Below are 19299 nucleotides of genomic sequence, written 5' to 3'. Positions count from 1 at the left end.
TTTCACGTGAAACATTATATATTAAAAACCTCTAAAATTCTTTCAAAATCTTCTTCTGAATAGTACTCAATTTCTATTTTACCCTTGTTTTTGCTTTTAGAGTTAATTAAAACTTTTGTTCCAAAACGATTTTCTAATTTATTCATAATGTCTTTGTAATATATATTATTTTCATTTCTAACTGCTTTTTCTTTTTTTATATTTCCAAAGTTTTTTACCAATTTCTCAGTTTCTCTTACATTTAGACTATCATCTATAACCATTTGAGCTATTTGATACTGAAGTTGGTTATCACTTATTCCCAGGATTGCCCTACCATGACCCTCTGAAATCACTTCATCTATTATATAATCCTGAACTCTTTCGTCTAAATTTAAGAGCCTCATGCAATTTGTTATAGCTGTTCTTGACTTAGATACCTTCTTACTTATTTCCTCTTGAGTAAGATCAAAATCTACTAGAAGCTTCCTATAGGCAATAGCTTCTTCAATAGGATTTAAATCCTCTCTTTGAATGTTTTCTATTAAGGATATTTCAAGTACCTCTTTGTTATTTATATTCATAACAATCGCTGGCATTTCGATAAGTCCAATACTCCTAGCTGCTCTAAATCTTCTCTCCCCAGCTACAACTATGTATATATCATCTTCTTTCTTTAAAATAATAGGTTGAATAATCCCATGTTCTTTTATTGATTGTGCCAATTCAGATATTTTTTCTGGATCAAAGCTCTTTCTAGGTTGATCCTTATTAGCTTTTATTAAATTCATAGGTATTTTAAGAATAGTCGAACCATCCTCTAAAATCTCTTCTTCGGGTATTAGAGCCCCTAACCCTTTTCCTAATCCAAATTTCTTACTCAATGTTTATCATCTCCTTTGTCTATCTAAAAATTCTTCAGCTAGATCTCTGTAAGCATCTGCTCCTTTGCACTTATCATCATATAACATAATTGGTAATCCGAAACTCGGTGCCTCAGCTAATCTTATATTTCTAGGTATTGTTGTTTCATAAACTTTATCATTGAAGTATTTTTTCACTTCTGACACAACTTCATTACATAATTTTGTTCTATTATCATACATACTCAAAATAATACCTTCTATTTCTAATTTTTTATTAAGTGATTTTTTAACTAGTTGGATTGTTGTTACTAGTTGTCCAACACCTTCTAATGCATAGAACTCACATTGTATAGGTGTTAGCACACTGCTCGCAGCCGTAAGCGCATTTATAGTTAAGATTCCGAGTGATGGTGGACAGTCTATGAAAATATAGTCAAATTCGCCTTCAACTTCTTTAAGTTTTTCTTTTAGTATATTTTCTCTGTCACTTCTACTAATTAACTCTACTTCTGCACCTGCAAGCTCCATCGTAGAAGGAACTAAATATAAATTGTTTACTAGCTCACATTCTTTTATTGTATCTCTAATTGAAATATCTGATGTTAGTAAATCATATATTGAAAGTTCTATTTTTTTCTTATCAAATCCTAATCCACTTGTAGTATTTCCTTGAGGGTCTATATCTATAGTTAAAATCTTTTTCCCTTGCATAGCTAAATAGGAGCATAAATTTATATTTGTAGTAGTTTTACCTACCCCTCCCTTTTGATTGAAAATACATATGGTTTTCATGACTACACCTCCGATTCATAATATTATTTTTATTCCTACATGTTATTTTGCTATAGTTTTTTTTGCTGTATAGTTCATTATATATTTTTGTCAAATATAATAATAGTGTTTTCTTCAATAATTAACAAAAATATAAAAAAGCAGAATGTTTCACGTGAAACATTCTGCTTTTTTATACTAATTTTTTAGGTATTCTTATTATTACTTCTATGCTGTCTTCTAATTCCTTAGATTTGTATTCTGCATTTATACCATATTTATCGAACACTTGTTTTATAGTGTTTATATAAACTCTAGGTGCAAAAATTCCTTTTATTTTTTTCTTCCCACCCGAAGCTACTTCATCTCTACATAACTTCAATAACTCTTTTTCAATAAGCTCTTCTGTATTTTTAACATTCAATGATTTATCAATAATTATTTTAAGTACTTTTTTTTGAATGTTTATATCAGATAATCTAAGTAATGCTCTAGCATGTCTTTCAGTAAGTTTATTCTCTATTAGAATACTTGTAATCTGCTTGTCCAATTTTAACAATCTCAATTTATTGGCAATAGTCGATTGTTTCTTTCCTATCATTTGTGCTAAATGTTCCTGTGTATAAGAATGATCTTGTATAAGATTATAATAAGCCATAGCTTCTTCTAAAAAGTTCAAATCTTCTCTTTGTAAATTTTCTAGTAGTGCAATTGCAGCAGAATCTTTATCTGTAATATCTATAATAATTACTGGAACTTGCTCGAGTCCTATTTTTTTCGCAGCCCTAAGTCTTCTCTCTCCCGCAACTAACTCATATCTATTCTCACCACTTTTCCTAACTGTAAGTGGTTGAATTATTCCATAAGCTTTTATTGACAGAGATAGCTCTTCAATAGTTTCTTCATTAAAGTGTTTTCTAGGCTGATAAACATTTGGAGAAATTAATTCTATAGATACGTAATTGACATTATTTTGCATAATATACCATCCCTCAATTTTCCCTTTTTTCTTTTAACCTTTAGTTTTACCTTTTATTAACAATTCTATCTTTTTATCATATTTCCTTCTTTTTTCTCTATTATTTCGTACGACAAATTATAACATTAACCATCATATTCTATGCTAATTACATCAATCCTTGACTTATTGTACTCGTCCTAAACTAAAGGATTTTTAGCAACAAGACCTGCCTTTCTAGGGTAGTCTCTATGAGTTTGTTTTACTTTTTTTATTATAACTAAATTATGGTTTAAATCACTGTCTTCGATATGTACCTTTTCTATATGTTCTATTTGTCCACCAAGCATCCTAATTGCATTCTTTGATAACTTAATTTCTTCTTCAACTGCAGGGCCTTTCATTGCTACAAAATACCCTCCAACCTTTACATATGGTATGCAATATTCACTTAAAACTGTTAAGTTAGCAACGGCTCTTGATACTGCCACATCAAATTTTTCCCTATATTGTTTTTCCTGAGCAAAATCTTCTGCTCTACCATGAATGGCTTTAATATTTTTCAGATCAAGCCTTTTAATTACTTCATTTAAAAAAATAATTCTCTTATTAAGTGAATCAAGTAAAACTATATTAACTTCTGGTTTTATTATTTTCATAGGAATACCTGGAAAACCTCCTCCAGTGCCTATATCTATAACATTTTTAGCATTTTTTAACTGATCAAACTTAAAAACCTTCATAGAATCTATAAAGTGTTTTTTTATTATTTCTTCATCTTCTTTTATAGCTGTCAAATTTATTTTCTCATTCCATTCCTTTATCAAATCTTTATATAACATAAATTGATCATATTTCTCTTGATCAAATTTAAGTCCTTCATTATTACTAGCCTCATTTAATATATCAAAGTATTTCATATTTCACCTCCGCTTTATTCTTATAAATTAACAAATCACAACTTTAAAGTTATTCATTGTTTTTTAAGTTATTTAATCTCTTTTGTTGCTCAAGATATATCATTAGAACAGACATATCTGCAGGTGATACCCCTGATATTCTAGAGGCTTGACCTATACTTTCAGGTTTAATTTTACCTAATTTTTGCGTTGCCTCTATTCTTAAACCTTTAATTTTATCATAATTTATATCTTTAGATATAATTTTATTTTCAAATTTCTTAAATTGTTTAATTTGGTCTAATTGTTTCTGGATATAACCTTCGTATTTTGAAACAATATTAACTTGCTGACATATATATTTATTTAACATAGGTCTATCTATATCTAGTTTTTCCACCATATAATAATCAAGTTCCGGTCTTTTTATAAGTTCATACAGACTAATAGGTTTTTTTAGTGGTGTAGAATTGCAAGAAATTAAAAATTCTTCGATCTCTTTTTTATTTGTAATTTGTAATTGTTTTATTCTTTCAATTTCCTCTTCTATTTGTATCTTCTTTTTTGTGAAAATTTCATATCTATGTTCGTCAACAAGACCTACACTATGACCTATTTCAGTTAACCTTAAGTCGGCATTGTCTTGTCTTAATAACAATCTATATTCTGCTCTAGAAGTCATCATTCTATATGGTTCGTTTGTTCCTTTAGTAACTAAATCATCAATTAAAACTCCTATATAACCATCAGACCTTTTTAAGATTAAGGGATCTTTGTTTTTAACATTAAGCGCTGCGTTTATTCCAGCAATAATACCTTGTGATGCTGCTTCTTCATATCCTGAACTACCATTTATTTGACCAGCTGAGAATAACCCACTAATGTCTTTAAATTCTAATGAAAGTTTCAAATCCGTAGAATCTATGCAGTCATATTCAATAGCATACGCAGTTCGCATAATTTCAACATTCTCTAGTCCTGGCACAGTTTTTAGCATTTCTACTTGAATTTCTTCCGGAAGAGAACTAGACATACCTTGAACATACATCTCCTGTGTGTTTTCACCCTCAGGTTCTATAAATATTTGATGTCTTTCCTTATCTGTGAATCTCATTACTTTGTCTTCAATAGATGGACAATATCTAGGTCCGGTACTTATAATAGACCCATTATATAATGGAGATCTATGAATATTCTTTCTGATTACATTATGAGTATCCTCATTTGTATATGTTAAATAACATGACAACTGATCTCGCCCTATATCCCCACTAATAAATGAAAATGGAACTACCTCAGTATCACCAAGTTGAACTTCCATTTTAGAAAAGTCCACCGAGCGTTTATTAATTCTAGCTGGTGTTCCTGTTTTAAATCTTCGCAGAGTTATCCCAATCTTATCTAATGAATTAGATAATTCATTAGCAGGTTGCAGTCCACTAGGTCCTTCACTATAACTAAGATCTCCAATAATAACGTTTGATTTTAAGTATGTTCCTGACGCAATAACAATAGTTTTAGTAGTAAAATAAGCACCATTTTTAGTAAGAACGCCTTTAACTTTTCCATTATCCACGTCAATAGATACTATTTCTAATTGTCTTAGTTGCAAATTTTCTTGTTCTTCCAGTATCTTTTTCATTCTTTGTCCATATGCTTTTTTATCCGCTTGAGCTCTTAATGAAAATACAGCTGGCCCTTTAGACTTATTTAGCATTCTAGATTGTATATATGTATTGTCAATATTTACTCCCATTTCGCCACCCAGAGCATCAATTTCCTTTACTAAATGTCCTTTAGCCGTCCCACCGATGTTAGGATTACATGGCATTAAAGCCACACTATCTAAGTTTATGGCACAAATTAAAGTTTTGCATCCTATTCTTGCAGCCGCAAGACCAGCCTCACAACCTGCATGACCAGCTCCTATAACTACAACATCAAAATTCCCTGCATCATATTTCATATTTATCCCTACTTTCCCAAACAAAATTCTGCGAATATTTTATGTATAATATCTTCTTCTAAAGCTTCTCCAGTAATTTCCCCTAAATTTATCCACGCACTTCGTATATCTATTGAAGCGAGATCTATAGCTGAAGTATGCCTTAGTGCCTCTAGTGAAGATTCTAAGTTTTCCTTTGCCCTTATTAAGGACTGCTTATGCCTATTGTTTGTAATAAATACACCCTCTGTTTTTATTTCACCATTAAAGAATAAATCTTTTATATGTTCTTTAACATAATTTAATCCCTCTCCAGTTTTTACAGAAATATTAGTAATATATTGTGATTTTAGATTTTTTAATTCTTCCATTTCTATTTTACCACCTAAATCACTTTTATTTAATAGTACAATACATTTTTTTTCTTTAATATACTCAATAATTTCTCTATCCTGAGCAGTTAACTCATTACTTGCATCTAATATTAAGATAACTAGATCAGCTTCATTAATCTTTTCTTTTGATTTCTCTACTCCTATTTTCTCAACTATATCATCAGTTTCGCGAATACCTGCAGTATCTACTATTTTAATTGGTATACCTTCAATGCTTATATATTCTTCTATAGCATCCCTTGTAGTTCCTGGCACATCTGTAACAATAGCTCTTTTTTCTTTAAGAAGAGCGTTTAGGAGCGATGATTTTCCTACGTTAGGTTTGCCTACTATGACAGTACTTAAACCTTCCCTTAAAATTTTGCCCTCATCTGCAGTACTCAGGAGTTCACTTATTTCACCTATTATTGTAATAACGTCTTTATTTACTTCTTCCGCTGTTACTTCTTCTATGTCCTCTTCTGGGTAATCAACAGTAACCTCTATATGAGCAATTACACTAAGTAATTTATTTCTTAGTGTTTTTATTTCCTTGGAAATAGAACCTTCAGATTGCATAAGCGCTGATTTCATACTAAGTTCTGTTTTTGCTCTTATTATATCTATTACCGCCTCCGCCTGGCTTAAATCAATTCTACCATTCAAAAATGCTCTTTTGGTAAATTCTCCTGGCTCCGCCATTCTTGCTCCTGCTCTAATAACTTCTTGTAAAATCCTATTAGTTCCAACGACGCCACCATGACAATTTATTTCAATAGTATCTTCTGCAGTAAAACTTTTAGGTCCTTTCATATAAGAAATAATAACTTCATCAAGTTTACTCTCGTTTTTATCAATTATATGACCATATCTCATAGTGTAAGATTTGAAATCATGAAGTTCTCTGTTATTTTTACCTACAAATATATCACCGACTATATCTATGGCCTTATCACCAGATACCCTAATTATTGATATACCGCCTTCTCCTATACTAGTTGCTATTGCAGCTATAGTATCAAATTCTTTCATAAAATACTACCTCCTACTTTAATAAGTATCTATTATTATATCCTTATTAAATATTTTATATCTATGTGGATTTCTAAATTTATAATCTCTTATTACTAGCGTTTATAATAATATTCTTAAAGTTCAACGCCTGATCATTAACTAAATATATTTTTATAACCTTGAAACTTAAGAATATGATTAATATAGCACTTATTTTTATAAATTTAAAAAGAAAGCCCTTAGGCTTTCTTTAAATCTACTACAACTCTTCTATAAGGTTCTTCACCTTCACTAAAGGTATAAACATATGAATCATTTTGAAGCGATGAGTGTATTATTCTTCTCTCATAGGGGTTCATAGGTTCAAGCTTTAATACCCTACCACTAACCCTTACCTTATAGGCAATTTTAGATGCAAGTCTTTTTAAAGTCTCTTCTCTTTTCGCTCTATAATTTTCAGTATCTAATATTACTCTTTTATATTCTTCATCATGATTTTTATTTACAACTAAACTTACAAGGTATTGAAGGGCATCTAAAGTCTCGCCTCTATATCCTATTAATAGTCCCATATTAGCCCCAACCAAATCAATTTTGATCTCGTTGTTTTCTTCTTTTAGATTCACCTGTGCCTTCATACTCATAGAAAGCAATATTTCCATTAAGAATGTTTTAGCTTCATTTAAGCTATTTCTTTTAACTGTAACTCTTACTAAAGCAGGTTTTACTCCAATAATATTCAAAAAACCTTTGCTACCTTGTTCTATTGTTTCAACTTCTACTTTATCTATAGTAACATTCAGTTCCTTCAATGCATTATTGATAGCATCTTCTACATTCTTACCCATCATTTCTATAATCTTCATATCCCAATACACCTGCCTTTCTAAATATAAATATTAGGCTCTTGTGTTAAACTACTTTTTTGGGAAGTTCCAGTTTGTTTATAACTAAAGTTTGAATAACTTGTACTAAATTGTTAATTACCCAATACAGAACTAACGCACCTTTAAATTTAAGACTCATGAATCCCATAAATATAGCCATTCCTGTAGTCATTGTTGAAGTTTGTTTAGATTGAGCACCACCACCAGGTGGTTGCATAAGTTTTGATGAAAAATATGTTGTAACTGTAGATAATATCGGTAGTATATACATAGGATCAGGTTTAGATAAATCACCCATCCATAAGAATCCAGCACCTTGCAAATTCAAGTTATTGAATAAGCCATATAAAGCAAATAATATAGGCATTTGAATAAGCATTGGCAAACATCCACCCATTGGATTTACTCCATTTTCTTTATAAAGCTTCATTACTTCTTGTTGAGACTTTTGTGGATCCTTTTTATATTTTTCTTGAACTTTTTTCATTTCTGGTTGAATTAAACCCATTTTAGCCGTTGATCTAGTTTGTTTAATACTTAATGGCAATAGTATTACTCTTATTATAACTGTGAAAAGAATTATTGTTAATCCAAACGATATATCAATATTTGGTATAACAGCATTAATTCCAGTATGTACAAAATAAAAAAACTTTGAAAGTGGATCACTTATTATCTTTAAATTCAAATTAAACCTCCCAAGTGCTTATTTAACTGGATCAAAGCCGCCCTTATTATAAGGATGACATCTTAGTATTCTCTTTATTCCCATAATAGAGCCTTTTATTGCTCCATGTTTTTCAATAGCTTCTAGAGCATACTGAGAACATGTAGGATAAAATATACAACAAGGCCTCTTAAGAGGTGATATATATTTTCTATAACTCTTAATACCCATCACAAGTATTTTTTTCATTATTAATTAAACCGGCTTTCTTAATAAGTTTTGTAAGTGCAGACTCTATTTCTTTATAAGTCTTAGTATTGGAAGGATTCCTTGCAATAAACACTAAATCATGTCCTAGCTTCAATCCTTCATTATTCAGCCTATAGCTTTCACTTATAAGTCTTTTAACTCTGCCGCGAATTACACTATTTCCTACCTTTTTACTCACAGATATTCCACATCTATTAATATCTTTACCGTTCTTGTAAATATATAATACTAATAATATGTTAGAAAAAGATTTTCCTTTTCTATATACTGTTCTAAATTCAGTATTCTTTCTAATTCTGTATTTCTTAACATCAGTCTTCATATATAGCCGCCCTCTTTTCCGCAAATTGCAGAAAAAGGCCACATTAGCGGCCCTTATGCTGTCAATCTTTTTCTTCCTTTTTGTCTTCTTTTTTGAAGAATATTTCTTCCAGAAGCGGTTTTCATTCTTTTTCTAAATCCGTGTTCCTTTTTTCTTTGTCTCTTTTTAGGCTGGTAAGTCATGAACATATCTACTACACCCCCTTCTATGTATCCATTTCATTATATCAATTATCGTGCAACTGCATAAGTATGGTTTTACTATTAGATTATATAGTCACATCATCCTAATGTCAAGGTAAGCATTTTTATTAATATTGTTAATGTTTTTTATATTTATATGTTTTTTTGTGGATAACTTCTTGAACACCTTGTTATTTTTTGATATTATATAAGAATGGACTGTGAATAACCTACTATTTTATAAAGTTATTCACAACTTGTGGACAAAACTGTGAATAACTATTACAATATTGTACTAAACCTCTTTTTACTTATCTATTTTTAGCTCTATTGTCAGATTTATTCCTTTTTTATTCTGTTGATAATTTTTTTTTCATATTGTTAACAATTTATACTTTGTTAAAAATATAAACATAGTTATTAACCTGTGGATATTTTTAATGCTATTTATCAACAACCTACAATATATTAATTTAATTGTTTATAACCTTGTTTATATATTGTTTGTTTTTACATAAAAATTTTTTTTATTTGAACTGGAGGGTAGGAAATGAACACCCAAATTAAAGATATCTGGGAAAAAACCTTAAATATAATAAAAGGTGAACTTACAGAAGTAAGTTTTAATACTTGGATTAAAAGTATAGAACCTATGGCCTTAGATAATAATACTTTTAAGTTAGGTGTTCCTAATAATTTTACTAAAGATATTCTTGAAAATAGATATAAGGATTTAATAATGAACGCTGTTAAATTACTTACATCTAAAACTTATAAAATAGAATTCTTTATATTATCTGAAGAAGTAGCCGAAATTGAATCGCCTAAAGCAAAACGAGAATCACAAAGACATAATTTGGTGGTTAATGATGAAATGTCTGCAACACTTAACCCAAAATATACCTTTGATTCTTATGTAATTGGTAATAGTAATAGGTTTGCACATGCTGCGTCTCTTGCTGTAGCCGAATCTCCTGCCAAGGCATATAATCCATTATTTATTTATGGTGGAGTTGGTCTTGGAAAAACACATTTAATGCATGCCATTGGTCATTACATATTAGCAAATAATCCGAAATCTAAAGTTGTTTATGTTTCTTCTGAAAAATTCACAAATGAACTTATTAATTCTATTAAGGATGATAAAAACGTAGAATTTAGAAATAAGTATAGAAATGTAGATGTACTTCTAATTGATGATATACAGTTTATCGCTGGCAAAGAACGTACGCAAGAAGAATTCTTTCACACATTTAACGATCTTCATGAAGCAAATAAGCAAATTATTTTATCTAGTGATAGGCCTCCCAAAGAGATCCCTACTTTAGAAGATAGATTGCGCTCTAGATTTGAATGGGGACTTATAGCTGATATACAACCGCCTGATTTTGAAACTAGAATTGCTATTTTAAAAAAGAAAGCAGATATAGAAAATTTAAGCATTCCTAATGAAGTATTAGTATATATTGCTACAAAAATAAAATCTAATATACGAGAACTAGAAGGTGCACTCATTAGAATCGTAGCCTTTTCATCTCTAACTAATAAAGAAATTGGAATAGATCTAGCATCAGAAGCACTAAAAGATATTATTTCTAGTAGAAATTCAAAGCAAGTAACCATTGAACTAATACAAGATATAGTCTCTAGCTACTTTAATTTAAAAATTGAAGATTTCAAATCTTCAAGGCGAACAAGAAATATTACATTCCCAAGACAAATTGCAATGTATTTGTGCAGAAAGCTTACAGATATGTCGCTTCCTAAAATAGGTGAGGAATTTGGTGGCCGTGATCATACAACAGTAATTCATGCATGTGAAAAAATATCTAACGGACTTAAAGTAGATGAAAATCTACAAGATAACATAGCTGAACTAACTAAAAAGATAAGTCAGAAATAATAAATAGCGTTACTAACATGTGTTAATACTATTTATATATAATCCTGTGCATAAAATAATGCGTAAAACCTAGCTGTTGATATTGTGGATAACTGTGATTTTTTTATGCGTACTTATCCACAATTAACTTTACCAAGTATTGTTGCGCTCTAAAGGCTAAGATAGGTTTTTAACATATCAACAGCCCCTACTACTATTACTACTATAAATTATTATTATCTTACCTATCTTTTATCAATTTTCCAATGTGGATAAGGAGGCCTATTTTACATGAAATTTATATGTGAAAAAAGTATATTACAAGAAGCAATATCAAATGTTCAAAAAGCTATAACTGGAAAATCAACTATGCCGGTATTACTGGGAATACTTATAATAGCAAAAAATAAGGAAGTAACTCTTATAGGATCAGATATTGATTTGAGCATTGAAGCTAAAATTGCTGCAGATGTTATTGAAGACGGAACAGTAGTCCTAGATTCTAAGCTATTTGGTGAAATTATAAGGAAACTACCTAATAGTGCAATAGAAATAAGTTCAGCTGAAAATAACTCAATTAAAATAGTTTGCCAAAAATCATATGCTACTATAGTCCATATGGATGGAGATGACTATCCTAATTTACCTGATATAATAGAAAATATGATTTTTTCAGTATCTCAAAGAGTATTAAAAAACATGATGAAAGGTACTATATTTGCAGTAGCTCAAGATGAAACCAGACCAATTCTTACAGGAGTCTTATTCGAAATAAAAGATAAGAAACTTAATCTTGTAGCATTAGACGGCTATAGAGTTGCATTTAGAAGTGAAAGTGTAGATAACGATTCTAGTATAACTGCTGTAATACCAGGTAAAACATTAAGTGAAGTATCAAAAATACTAGAAGAAACAGACGAGAATGTTAATATAACATTTACTCCTAATCATATTTTATTTAACATTGGGAAAACTAGAGTTATATCTAGGTTACTAGAAGGTGAATTTATAAAATATAGCTCAATAATACCAGAAGAGTATAATCTAAAAATTACTGCTAAAAGGCATGAATTATTAAGCTGTATTGAGAGAGCTTCGCTTATGGCAAAAGAGGGAAATACAAATTTAGTTAAATTTAATATAGAAGAAGATAACATGATAATCACTTCCAATTCTCAATTGGGAAAGGCAAGAGAAGAAATAAATATAATTTTGCAAGGAGAGCCTCTTCAAATTGCATTTAACTCAAAATACCTAATAGAGCTCTTAAAAATAATGGAAGAAGAAGAAATAGTTATGGAATTTTCTAGTGGTGTTAATCCTTGTGTTGTAAGAAACAAAGAAAAAGATAATTGCACATATATGGTATTGCCAGTAAGAATAAGAGCAACAAATAATTAATTGAAGGTTATAAAAAAATAATATAATATAAAGGCGGTTTTAAAATGAATGAAATACAAATAGAGACAGGAATAATTAAATTGGACAATTTTCTAAAGTGGGCTGGAATTGCTTCTTTAGGTTCAGAGGCAAAAATTTATATAAAAAACGAAGAAGTTAAAGTTAACGGTAAAATAGAAACTCAAAGAGGTAAAAAATTAGTTGTTGGTGATATAGTTGAATTTAATAACGAAAAATATAAAGTAATTTAAAAAACATGAAGGCACCGGAAATTTTTTAATACTCTCCGGTGCACAATTTATGTCTAAAACAAAAGAATTTATTTATACATATAAAATAATATAATTATATATATATGTTATAATCATAATAGGTGATTGTATGTTTATAAAATATTTACAGCTTAAAAATTTTAGGAATTATGATGAATTATTTATAGAATTTAATAAAGGCACTAACGTATTTGTAGGGGACAATGCACAAGGTAAAACAAATATTTTAGAAGCTATTTATTATTGCAGCTTAGCTAAATCTCACAGAACAAATAAAGATAAGGAATTAATTAATTGGAATGGAACTGAAGCATTCATTAAGCTTTATGTATGTAAAACTAGGCTAGATAAAAAGATAGAGATAAAAATTTTTAAAGAAGGCAAAAAAGGAATTAATATAAATTCTATAAAACTTCAAAAACTGTCCGAACTAGTGGGAAGTTTCAATGTAATTATGTTTTCTCCTGAAGATTTAAATATTGTTAAAGAATCCCCATCATATAGACGTAAATTTTTAGATATAGAGCTGTGTAAGCTAAGCAAACGCTATTATTTTAACTTATCTCAATATAAAAAAATTCTAAATGAAAGAAATTTAGCTATAAAAAAATGGAACACAGATATTGATATTATAGATGTGTATGATAAACAACTTAGTGAATTTGGTGCAATTATAATAAAAGATAGAGTGGCTTATATAGAAAAATTAAATAAATTAGGAAAAGTAATACATAGTAATATAACATCCAAGAGTGAAGTGATCGAAATAAAATATCTAACACCTATTAAGGATTTAGATAATATAAAAGAGAACTTTTATTTGCTTTTATGCAAAAACAGAAAAAGAGATATAGAAACTAGAACTACAGCAGTAGGACCACATAGAGATGATTTTTCTATAGATATTAATGGCATTGATGCAAGAATATATGGGTCTCAAGGGCAACAGAGAACTTCTGTTTTGACCATTAAATTTGGAGCATTAGAAATTATAAAAGACATAACTGGAGAATACCCAGTATTATTGCTTGACGATGTTTTGTCTGAATTAGATACAAAAAGGCAAGAATATATATTAAATTCTATAAAAAATGTTCAAACGTTAATTACATGCACTGGCGTTAATGATATAAGAAAATATTTAAACCCTGAAAGTAAGATATTTGAAGTAATGTCGGGTGGGTTAAAAGAAATTACATAATTGGAAAAAAAGTAAAAAGGATTATTAAGGAGGATATAATATGTTTTTACATTTAGGAGAAAATGTAGTAGTTCCTATAAAAGACATAATAGGCATATTTGACATGGAAACTACTATGTACAGTTCGGATACTAATCAATTTTTAAGAATGGCTGAAGAAGATGGTTTTGTAGAAAGAATAACAAAGAATATTGTTAAATCTTTTGTAATTGCTGAGGTAGACAAAAAAAGTAAAGTATATCTTTCACCAATATCATCGCAAACTTTATGCAAAAGAACAGAAACTGTATATTATACGCTTTAAAGTGAATTAGGAGGATATGCATGGAAATAAATAATGTTTATGACGAGAGTCAAATACAAGTACTTGAAGGATTAGAGGCAGTAAGAAAAAGACCTGGTATGTATATAGGTAGCACTAGTATACGTGGACTTCATCATTTAGTTTATGAAATTGTAGATAATAGTATAGATGAGGCATTGGCAGGTTTTTGCAAGAATATTAATGTAATTATACATGGAGATAATTCTATAACCGTTATTGATGATGGTCGAGGAATGCCAGTTGGAATACATCATAAAATGAAAATACCAACTGTAGAAGTTATAATGACTGTACTTCATGCAGGTGGAAAATTTGGTGGTGGAGCTTATAAAGTATCTGGTGGTCTTCATGGTGTTGGATCTTCTGTAGTTAATGCGTTGTCAGTAGTTTGTGAAGTAGAAGTTAAAGTTGATGGCGATATATGGAAACAAACATTCTCAAAAGGAAAAACTACTAGCACACTTATAAATATAGGGAAAACGCAGGATCATGGAACGAAAGTATTCTTTACTCCAGATCCAGAGATTTTTGAAGAGATTAATTTTGATTACGAAACTTTATGTCAAAGGTTAAGAGAGCTTGCTTTTTTAAATAAAGGTTTAAATATAACACTTACAGATGAACGCGAGGATAAACATCAAGAATTTATGTATGAGGGTGGAATAAAATCTTTTGTAGATTATTTAAATAGAAATAAAGGAACAATACATGAGACTATATACATGGAAGGAAGAAGAGATGAGTATGTTGTTGAAATAGCACTTCAATACAACGATACATACACCGAAAATATATTTTCTTTTGCAAATAATATAGATACTGTAGAAGGTGGAACACATTTAGTTGGGTTTAAAACTGCTTTAACAAGAGTAGTAAATGATTATGCTAAAAAATTTGGTTTCTTAAAAGAAAATGATAAAAACCTATCAGGTGAAGATGTACGTGAAGGTCTTACAGCAGTAATATCTATAAAGCTTACCGACCCTCAATTCGAAGGTCAAACAAAAACTAAGCTTGGTAATAGTGAAGTAAGAGGTATTGTTGATAGTATTGTAGGTGAGGCTATTAGTAATGTTTTAGAGGAGGATCCACAACTCGGTAAAAACATAATTGATAAAGGACTAAATGCAGCAAGGGCAAGAGAAGCTGCTAAAAAGGCAAGAGAACTTACAAGAAGAAAATCGATACTTGAATCCACTACTCTTCCAGGAAAATTATCAGATTGTGCATCAAAGGATCCTATGGAATGCGAAATATATTTAGTCGAAGGTGATTCGGCTGGTGGCTCTGCTAAGCAAGGTCGAGATAGAAAATTCCAAGCAATACTTCCTCTAAAAGGGAAAATCATGAACGTTGAAAAGCAAAGAATTGATAAAATGCTTGCATCTCTTGAGATTAGGGCTATGATAACTGCTTTTGGTGCTGGTATAGGTAAAGATTTTGATGTTAAAAAAATAAGATACGATCGTATTATTATCATGACAGATGCGGATGTAGATGGAGCACATATTAGAACTTTATTACTTACATTCTTTTATAGATACATGAAAGAACTAGTAGAAGGTGGGCATGTATATGTAGCTCAACCACCACTATATAAGGTATCTAAAGGTAAAAAAGAGCATTATGTGTATAGTGATAAAGAGTTACAAAATATACTTACTGAAATAGGCGGAAAAGATAATAACACTGATATACAAAGATACAAAGGTCTTGGAGAAATGGATGCACATCAACTTTGGGATACAACAATGAATCCAGAAGAAAGAGTTCTTCTTCAAGTACATGTTGAGGATGCAATGGCAGCGGATGAAATATTTACTATTCTTATGGGTGATAAGGTAGAACCTCGTCGTGAGTTTATACAAGAGAACGCCAAAAGTGTAGTTAACATAGATATATAGCTTAATTGGCTACAAAGATAGAAGTATGTACAATTAGTATATAATTTTATTAAAATAATTACAGTCACCCATGGATAGCATTGAAATTTAATGGGACTGACATAAAATATTTTGTTTAAAGAGGTGTAACATGATTAATAATCTTGGAAAAATTTTACCTGTTGATATAAGAAAAGAAATGAAAAAATCTTATATAGAGTACGCTATGAGTGTTATTGTAAGTCGTGCCCTTCCAGATGTACGTGATGGACTTAAACCTGTTCATAGAAGAATATTGTTTTCTATGCATGAACTAGGATTAACTCCAGAAAAAGGATTTAGAAAGTGCGCTAGGATTGTTGGAGATGTTTTGGGTAAATACCATCCACATGGTGATACAGCGGTATATGGAGCACTAGTTAGAATGGCCCAAGACTTTTCACAAAGATGCACTTTGGTTGAAGGCCATGGTAATTTCGGTTCTGTAGATGGAGATTCAGCAGCAGCAATGAGATATACAGAAGCTAAAATGAGTAAAATTACAACTCAGATGCTTCGAGATATTAATAAAGAGACAGTAGACTTCGTTCCTAATTTTGATGGAGAAGAAAAAGAACCATCAGTACTTCCTTCAAGATTTCCTAATCTTTTAGTTAACGGATCAACAGGAATAGCAGTAGGTATGGCAACTAATATACCTCCACATAATTTAATTGAAGTTATAGATGGAGTGCTTATGGTTATTGAAGACCCAGAAGTTACTATAAGTGATTTAATGACAAAAATAAAAGGTCCGGATTTTCCTACAGGCGGAATTATTTTAGGAAGAGCAGGAATAAAAAGCGCTTATGAAACAGGTAGAGGAAGAATCCTTGTAAGAGCTAAAACAGACATTGAAGAGAATAAAGGCAGAAATGCAATAATAGTAACAGAATTACCTTATCAAGTTAATAAAGCGAAACTTATAGAAGGTATTGCAGATTTAGTAAAAGATAAGAAAATAGATGGTATATCGGATTTAAGAGATGAATCTGATAGAGAAGGTATGAGAATTGTTATAGAATTAAAAAGAGATGCGAATCCTAATATCGTGTTGAATAGGTTATTTAAACATACTAGGATGCAAGATACTTTTGGAGTTATAATGATAGCGCTTGTTAATAATGAACCTCAAACTTTAAATTTAAAACAAGTTTTAGTTTATTATTTAGAACATCAAAAGGATGTAGTAAGAAGAAGAACTCAATTTGACCTTGATAAAGCATTAGCAAGAGCTCATATCTTAGAGGGCCTTAAGATTGCACTAGACCACATTGATGAAGTAATTCGTTTGATAAGAGCGTCTAAAAGCATAAGTGAAGCTAGAGAAAGCTTAATGAACGCTTTTGATTTATCAGAAAAACAAGCTGTAGCTATAGTTGAAATGAGGCTTGGAAGACTTACAGGTCTTGAAAGAGGTAAAATTGAAGATGAGTATAATGAGTTAATAAAACTTGTTAATTACTTAAAAGGAATTTTATCAGATGAATCAATATTATTAACTATAATTCAAGATGAACTTATAGAAATTAGGAATAAATATGGTGATACTAGAAGATCATCAATAGAAAAAAATCCATATAGCATAGATGAGGAAGATTTAATTCAAGAGCAAGATATTGTAATAACGCTAACTCATGCAGGTTATATAAAGAGGCTACCAGCTGATACTTATAGCGCTCAAAAAAGAGGGGGTAGAGGGATACAAGGTGTTACTACAAAAGAAGATGACTTTGTAGAACATATCTTTATAACCACAACCCACAATAATATTTTATTCTTCACAAACAAAGGAAAATCATTTAAATTAAAAGCATATGAGATTCCAGAGGGCGGAAGAACAGCTAAGGGAACAAACTTAATAAATATAATACCACTCGCAAGTGATGAAAAAATTCAAGCGGTTATTTCTCTTAAAGAGTTTGCTGAGGATAATTATCTTGTAATGGGAACAAAACTTGGTTTAATTAAGAAAACATCCTTGGATAAATACTCTTCTATAAGGAAGAATGGTTTGAATGCAATTAATTTAAGAGAAGATGATGAATTAATTGGAGCTGCAATAACCACAGGAGATAGCGAAATGCTATTTGTTACAAGAAATGGTTATTCTATAAGATTCAGTGAGACAGATGTAAGAGGAATGGGAAGAACTGCAACGGGAGTTAAGTCATTAACTCTAAGAGAAGAAGATATTGTAGTTTCTATGAATATAGTTACGCCAGAAGAAGAACTTTTGGTTATAAGTGAAAATGGTTTTGGAAAAAGAACATTAGTATCAGAATACTCACTTCAACGTAGAGGCGGTAAGGGAGTAATAACTTATAAGGTATCAGAGAAAACAGGTAAACTTGTAGGTGCTAGAATAGTAAAAGATGGAGATGAAATGATTCTTATAAACAGTAATGGTATTGTTATAAGACTAAATGTAGATGGAATATCAACTACAAGTAGAAATACTATGGGCGTTACTCTAATGAAGAACGGAGAAGGAGATAACATAGTTGCAATAGCTAAAATAAACTGTAGTGATGTAATTAGTGAGGATGAAGTTTGTCAGCCAGATGCAACTAATCCTTTAGAGCAAATAGAAGGATCTTCTCAAGAAGACATTAAAGAAACTTCAGTTGATGAGAATCAGGAATTAGAATTAACTCAAAATGATGAGACAGATGAAAAAACTGAGGATTAAAAAATAAAAGATTGAAAGCACGTATTTGAAATTAATTCAAATACGTGCTTTTATCTTTTTTAAGAATTATAAAATACAACTTACCTAGTGTATCCAAAGGTGTAAATGAGAGAAAGAAAGAGATATATGTAGAAATATAGGTATAATATATGTAGGCGTAGAGTTAATTTAAACACAGCATTAAATAGATTTGGTACAATACTCCTTGTCGTTACGAATTAGTGACAACGTCGGTTTAATTTTAAAAGTTAAGTGATTTTCTAAGATCTAAATAATATTAAGAAATTAGAAAAAATATGTTGACAATATTAAAATTAAAAGGTAAAATGATAGAGGTCGTCAGATGATGACAAAGTAAGTTGGTCTTTGAAAATTAAACAGAGAAATAGGTAAACTTAGCAAAATTTATTTTGTTAAACCAGTCAATTACTTTAGTATAAAGTAAAATTTAGTCGTAAGACTAAAAGTAT

18 protein-coding genes are annotated in these 19299 nt (G+C 30.1%); 7 read left to right on the top strand and 11 right to left on the bottom strand.

The window, feature by feature from the left end; all coding sequences use genetic code 11:
- Positions 1-14 precede the first annotated feature (14 nt).
- The 11 genes from KPL55_RS02895 to rpmH form a co-directional block, all read right to left on the bottom strand.
- Positions 15-863 carry a ParB/RepB/Spo0J family partition protein gene (locus KPL55_RS02895; protein ID WP_216305220.1) on the bottom strand — a complete coding sequence of 283 codons (849 nt, stop codon included), beginning with the start codon at positions 861-863 and terminating at the stop codon, positions 15-17.
- A 6-nt stretch (positions 864-869) separates the two neighbouring features.
- Positions 870-1637 carry a ParA family protein gene (locus KPL55_RS02890; protein WP_216305219.1) on the bottom strand — a complete coding sequence of 256 codons (768 nt, stop codon included), beginning with the start codon at positions 1635-1637 and terminating at the stop codon, positions 870-872.
- A 172-nt stretch (positions 1638-1809) separates the two neighbouring features.
- Positions 1810-2595 carry a nucleoid occlusion protein gene (gene noc / locus KPL55_RS02885; protein WP_216305218.1) on the bottom strand — a complete coding sequence of 262 codons (786 nt, stop codon included), beginning with the start codon at positions 2593-2595 and terminating at the stop codon, positions 1810-1812.
- A gap of 179 nt (positions 2596-2774) precedes the next feature.
- Positions 2775-3494 (bottom strand): 16S rRNA (guanine(527)-N(7))-methyltransferase RsmG, encoded by a 720-nt coding sequence (gene rsmG / locus KPL55_RS02880; protein WP_216305217.1) that lies wholly within the window; start codon positions 3492-3494, stop codon positions 2775-2777.
- Between the two features lie 49 nt (positions 3495-3543).
- Entirely contained in the window at positions 3544-5439 is a 1896-nt protein-coding gene (mnmG, locus tag KPL55_RS02875; protein WP_216305216.1) for a tRNA uridine-5-carboxymethylaminomethyl(34) synthesis enzyme MnmG, read from the bottom strand.
- An 8-nt stretch (positions 5440-5447) separates the two neighbouring features.
- Complete coding sequence (gene mnmE / locus KPL55_RS02870; RefSeq protein WP_216305215.1) at positions 5448-6824, bottom strand: tRNA uridine-5-carboxymethylaminomethyl(34) synthesis GTPase MnmE; 1377 nt, start codon at positions 6822-6824, stop codon at positions 5448-5450.
- 221 nt (positions 6825-7045) lie between these two features.
- Positions 7046-7672, bottom strand: coding sequence for an RNA-binding cell elongation regulator Jag/EloR (gene jag / locus KPL55_RS02865; RefSeq protein WP_216305214.1), 627 nt, complete (start codon positions 7670-7672; stop codon positions 7046-7048).
- Between the two features lie 46 nt (positions 7673-7718).
- Positions 7719-8381 (bottom strand): membrane protein insertase YidC, encoded by a 663-nt coding sequence (gene yidC, locus KPL55_RS02860; RefSeq protein WP_216305213.1) that lies wholly within the window; start codon positions 8379-8381, stop codon positions 7719-7721.
- Positions 8382-8399: 18 nt separating this feature from the next.
- Positions 8400-8609: a membrane protein insertion efficiency factor YidD gene (gene yidD / locus KPL55_RS02855; protein ID WP_216305212.1), complete on the bottom strand. Its 210-nt coding sequence runs from the start codon at positions 8607-8609 to the stop codon at positions 8400-8402.
- Positions 8581-8952 carry a ribonuclease P protein component gene (gene rnpA, locus KPL55_RS02850; protein ID WP_216305211.1) on the bottom strand — a complete coding sequence of 124 codons (372 nt, stop codon included), beginning with the start codon at positions 8950-8952 and terminating at the stop codon, positions 8581-8583. The genes yidD and rnpA overlap by 29 nt, the downstream gene beginning before the upstream one ends.
- Positions 8953-9005: 53 nt before the next feature.
- A complete protein-coding gene (gene rpmH, locus KPL55_RS02845; RefSeq protein WP_071614800.1) occupies positions 9006-9140 on the bottom strand; it encodes a 50S ribosomal protein L34 in 135 nt (44 codons plus the stop codon).
- A gap of 544 nt (positions 9141-9684) precedes the next feature.
- Here rpmH and dnaA point away from each other — a divergent pair.
- The 7 genes from dnaA (at position 9685) to gyrA (ending at position 18829) form a co-directional block, all read left to right on the top strand.
- Positions 9685-11037, top strand: coding sequence for a chromosomal replication initiator protein DnaA (gene dnaA / locus KPL55_RS02840; protein ID WP_216305210.1), 1353 nt, complete (start codon positions 9685-9687; stop codon positions 11035-11037).
- 270 nt (positions 11038-11307) lie between these two features.
- The gene (gene dnaN, locus KPL55_RS02835; RefSeq protein ID WP_216305209.1) at positions 11308-12417 is read left to right on the top strand and encodes a DNA polymerase III subunit beta; all 1110 of its coding nucleotides are present in this window, start codon (positions 11308-11310) and stop codon (positions 12415-12417) included.
- Positions 12418-12461: 44 nt separating this feature from the next.
- Positions 12462-12668 carry an RNA-binding S4 domain-containing protein gene (locus tag KPL55_RS02830; protein ID WP_216305208.1) on the top strand — a complete coding sequence of 69 codons (207 nt, stop codon included), beginning with the start codon at positions 12462-12464 and terminating at the stop codon, positions 12666-12668.
- A 130-nt stretch (positions 12669-12798) separates the two neighbouring features.
- Positions 12799-13890 carry a DNA replication/repair protein RecF gene (gene recF / locus KPL55_RS02825; RefSeq protein ID WP_216305207.1) on the top strand — a complete coding sequence of 364 codons (1092 nt, stop codon included), beginning with the start codon at positions 12799-12801 and terminating at the stop codon, positions 13888-13890.
- 40 nt (positions 13891-13930) lie between these two features.
- A complete protein-coding gene (remB, locus tag KPL55_RS02820) occupies positions 13931-14194 on the top strand; it encodes an extracellular matrix regulator RemB (protein ID WP_216305206.1) in 264 nt (87 codons plus the stop codon).
- A 20-nt stretch (positions 14195-14214) separates the two neighbouring features.
- The gene (gene gyrB, locus KPL55_RS02815; RefSeq protein ID WP_216305205.1) at positions 14215-16119 is read left to right on the top strand and encodes a DNA topoisomerase (ATP-hydrolyzing) subunit B; all 1905 of its coding nucleotides are present in this window, start codon (positions 14215-14217) and stop codon (positions 16117-16119) included.
- A 133-nt stretch (positions 16120-16252) separates the two neighbouring features.
- Positions 16253-18829, top strand: a complete 2577-nt coding sequence (gene gyrA, locus KPL55_RS02810) for a DNA gyrase subunit A (protein WP_376770423.1) — start codon at positions 16253-16255, stop codon at positions 18827-18829.
- The last annotated feature ends 470 nt before the right edge of the window (positions 18830-19299 follow it).

Origin of the sequence: Clostridium lacusfryxellense, from assembly GCF_018861735.1 — a bacterium.
GTDB lineage: Bacteria > Bacillota > Clostridia > Clostridiales > Clostridiaceae > Clostridium_AD > Clostridium_AD lacusfryxellense.
Note: the sequence above shows the minus strand (reverse complement) of the source record. Positions and strands in the feature narration are given on the sequence as shown.

Excerpts from the sequence above, each read along its gene's own strand:
- mnmG (WP_216305216.1), bottom strand. The coding sequence starts at position 5,439 with ATGAAATATGATGCAGGGAATTTTGATGTTGTAGTTATAGGAGCTGGT.
- jag (WP_216305214.1), bottom strand. The coding sequence starts at position 7,672 with ATGAAGATTATAGAAATGATGGGTAAGAATGTAGAAGATGCTATCAAT.
- dnaN (WP_216305209.1), top strand. The coding sequence starts at position 11,308 with ATGAAATTTATATGTGAAAAAAGTATATTACAAGAAGCAATATCAAAT.
- rsmG (WP_216305217.1), bottom strand. The coding sequence starts at position 3,494 with ATGAAATACTTTGATATATTAAATGAGGCTAGTAATAATGAAGGACTT.
- KPL55_RS02890 (WP_216305219.1), bottom strand. The coding sequence starts at position 1,637 with ATGAAAACCATATGTATTTTCAATCAAAAGGGAGGGGTAGGTAAAACT.
- rnpA (WP_216305211.1), bottom strand. The coding sequence starts at position 8,952 with ATGAAGACTGATGTTAAGAAATACAGAATTAGAAAGAATACTGAATTT.
- yidD (WP_216305212.1), bottom strand. The coding sequence starts at position 8,609 with ATGAAAAAAATACTTGTGATGGGTATTAAGAGTTATAGAAAATATATA.
- remB (WP_216305206.1), top strand. The coding sequence starts at position 13,931 with ATGTTTTTACATTTAGGAGAAAATGTAGTAGTTCCTATAAAAGACATA.
- mnmE (WP_216305215.1), bottom strand. The coding sequence starts at position 6,824 with ATGAAAGAATTTGATACTATAGCTGCAATAGCAACTAGTATAGGAGAA.
- gyrB (WP_216305205.1), top strand. The coding sequence starts at position 14,215 with ATGGAAATAAATAATGTTTATGACGAGAGTCAAATACAAGTACTTGAA.
- recF (WP_216305207.1), top strand. The coding sequence starts at position 12,799 with ATGTTTATAAAATATTTACAGCTTAAAAATTTTAGGAATTATGATGAA.
- dnaA (WP_216305210.1), top strand. The coding sequence starts at position 9,685 with ATGAACACCCAAATTAAAGATATCTGGGAAAAAACCTTAAATATAATA.
- KPL55_RS02830 (WP_216305208.1), top strand. The coding sequence starts at position 12,462 with ATGAATGAAATACAAATAGAGACAGGAATAATTAAATTGGACAATTTT.
- rpmH (WP_071614800.1), bottom strand. The coding sequence starts at position 9,140 with ATGTTCATGACTTACCAGCCTAAAAAGAGACAAAGAAAAAAGGAACAC.
- noc (WP_216305218.1), bottom strand. The coding sequence starts at position 2,595 with ATGCAAAATAATGTCAATTACGTATCTATAGAATTAATTTCTCCAAAT.